This window comes from uncultured Anaerococcus sp., from assembly GCF_937934665.1.
GTDB lineage: Bacteria > Bacillota > Clostridia > Tissierellales > Peptoniphilaceae > Anaerococcus.
The window spans coordinates 1-1,813 of sequence record NZ_CALGYW010000003.1; the positions used below are offsets into that span (position 1 = coordinate 1).

The 1,813-nt window shown below is 34.9% G+C and carries 2 protein-coding genes; both read right to left on the reverse strand.

Features of this window, described 5'->3' with window-relative positions:
• The coding region (locus Q0410_RS00035) for a LysR family transcriptional regulator (protein ID WP_299031323.1) at positions 1-769 on the reverse strand (769 nt) is incomplete at its 3' end.
• Positions 759-1,670, reverse strand: a complete 912-nt coding sequence (locus tag Q0410_RS00040) for an alpha/beta fold hydrolase (RefSeq protein WP_299031326.1) — start codon at positions 1,668-1,670, stop codon at positions 759-761. The genes Q0410_RS00035 and Q0410_RS00040, both read right to left, overlap by 11 nt.
• Positions 1,671-1,813 lie beyond the last annotated feature (143 nt).

Below are 1,813 nucleotides of genomic sequence, written 5' to 3' on the forward strand. Positions count from 1 at the left end.
TTATCGATTTTACTCTGTTTGAAAAATACTTACTAACCAAAGGTTTTGGCAAAATAGTTATACCAATATCTGCCACAACCATTTCCAAAATCATATCCCAATCATAATTTTTAAAGACAACTTTAGGCTCAAAGCCAGCTTTGTTACAATAATCCTTAAAAACCCAGTAATACTGGTAATCTTCAGAAATTTGCAGAAATTTCTCATCCTTAAGAATGGCAAAGTCCACCTCATCTCTGTCAGATAATTCATTATCCTTACTTACAACAAGGACTGCCTCTGACTTGTAGACAGTATTTTTTACAAATCTTTTATCATCAAAGGGCTCAATTACAACCGCTAGGTCTAGTTTTTGACCAAGGACCATCTCTGGCAAATACTTTGAGGTTTCACTTTTAATTTCAAAATCTATGTCAGGACATTCGCCCTTAAATTTAGATATCTTCTCAAAAAAATATATAGAACCAGCTGTTGGTGGAAGGCCTAGAGAAAGTTTTTTTCCTAAATTATTAATATTCCCTAGTAATTCTTCCTCTTTGTTGTCATAATAGCCTGTTACATCTTTGGCAAAATCATAGAGTAATTGGCCTTCTTTTGTAAGCCTAAAGCCTTCCTTATCTACAAGGACGAGCTTGGCATTTAACTCTTTTTCAAGGCTTGTTACAGCCTTGCTTACTGTAGATTGGCTTACAAATAAATTTTCAGCCGTCCTAGTAAAGTTTTTAAACTCACAAAGCTTAATAAAGTATCTTAAATGCTTATCGAGCATCTTTTTCTTCTTCTAAATACTTATCCACTATTTTATCAATATGGGTATAAAATTCGTCAGGACAATCATTGTAGACCATATGGCCTGCCTCTTTTATTGGGATAAAGTCTGCTTCATTTGGGAAATATTTTACAGAATTTTCGCCGATGGCAAAAGGTACTACCAAGTCTTTTTCGCCGTGAATCCAAATTACAGGAGCAGTGATTTTTGCAATAGATCCGTCGCCTTTTTTGTAGGTTATTTCATCGGTAATATTAAACTCACAAAGAGCTACGCTGATATCTGTAAAGCACCTTTCCTTGAAAAATTCATCAATATAAATTTCGTAAGCCTCTGGATTTGGTGACTTGAGATTATAAAGACTTTGGTCCCGCATGTTTCGTGTAGCTTCCCTTGCTTTGTCATTTATAAGTTTTTCTACAAAAAGCATTGAAGGATGGCTTGCTACTTCTTCGTAGGTCCTGGCAAATTCATTTGCTAGGGGCATGAAATTCTCATCTAGTTTTGGAAGATAAAACCCTTTGACACCTACAGATGCAATAAGTACTAGCTGGTCAACTCTTTGGCTAAAGTCTGTGGCAAGTTTTAAGCCAACACCGCCGCCAGCTGAGTGGCCTACAACAATGGCGCTTTCAATGCCTAGAAATTCCATAAATTCATCTACATCTTTTGCCCAATCTTCGATTTTTAGGTGCCTATTATTGTAAGAAGATTCCCCAAAACCAGCTAAGTCTATGGCATATAACTTGGCTCTATCCTCATATCTCTTCATAAAATCATCATAGATTGTGGAGGAACATTGGTTGCCATGGATTAGTAAAATATTAGCCTTCCCACTTCCAGCCTCTCTGTAAGCAATGCTTTCGCCTGATGAAATTGATATTTTATTTAGTTCGTACATAAATCTCTCCTTATTTTGCTAAAATATATCAACATCTTTTTATATAGATACCCTTAAATTCCATCTTATAATGAAAATATCTATTTTTCAGCAATAATATTACAATAAGCATCCAAAAATCAAATCAAATTCTATTTAAATCC

Bases quoted from the DNA above. Each gene is read 5' to 3' on its own strand.
- Q0410_RS00040 (WP_299031326.1), bottom strand. From the start codon at position 1,670: ATGTACGAACTAAATAAAATATCAATTTCATCAGGCGAAAGCATTGCT.